A 907-nucleotide genomic window follows, 5' to 3' on the forward strand; every position below is an offset into this window, starting at 1 on the left:
AGCAAAAGCGCAAGTTCAAGGCAACGACCGATTCGAAGCACACTCTGCCGGTTGCGCCGAACCTGCTCGAGCAGCGCTTCACGACCGAGGCACCGGACCAGGTATGGACTGGTGACTTGACGTAGATCCCGACCGATGAAGGCTGGCTGCACCTGGCCGGATTGAAGGACTTGTATTCCGGCGAGATCGTCGGCTACGCCATGGGTGAGCGAATGACACGGCAATTGGTCATGCAGGCACTATTTCGGGCAGTCGCGCTGTACCGGCCACGGCCAGGCTTGATTCAACATACCGACCGCAGCGCCCAATATTGCTCACATGAATATCGTGCGTTGGTGGCGCAGTTCGGTATGCAAGCGTCGATGAGCCGGCGCGGGAGCTGTTACGATAACGCGCCCAACGAGAGCTTCTGGGGGACGCTCAAGAATGAACTCATCCACCACCGACGTTACGCAACACGCGAACAAGCCCGGTGCGAGATCGCCGAGTACATCGACCTGTTTTACAATCGTCAGCGGCGGCAGGCACGGTTAGGTTACCTGTCGCCAGCAGCATTCAGGCAGCAATACCTTCGGCAAAGGACCGCTGCTTAACACCGTGTTGGCATACACAAATTCCGACCGACCTCATGCATTCCCAAGGCGGACTGGGTGTTGGCCTTGCCTTGACTAGGGATTTAGTGGGGCTCCATCACGGTACCATCACTGTCCAAAGTGAAGGCCCCGAACTGGGAAGCACATTTACCATCCCTTTCCCCTATTGGACATTGGGTAGCTTGCGTTATTACGCACCTTTTGAGATCCTGCCAGGGGACTCACTTGAAAGCGATGTGACACTGCTGAGAAGGACGTGTAAGGAGTAGTCATACCGCCAAGACAGTATTGCGGCCTGCTGCTTTTGCGGCGTA

General features: G+C 56.4%; 1 pseudogene. It reads left to right on the top strand.

What is annotated here, in order from left to right:
* Positions 1–593, top strand: a pseudogene (locus JK635_RS27980) (IS3 family transposase); the annotation flags it as partial.
* Positions 594–907 lie beyond the last annotated feature (314 nt).

Source organism: Neobacillus paridis (assembly GCF_016765675.1).
GTDB lineage: Bacteria > Bacillota > Bacilli > Bacillales > Cytobacillaceae > Neobacillus > Neobacillus paridis.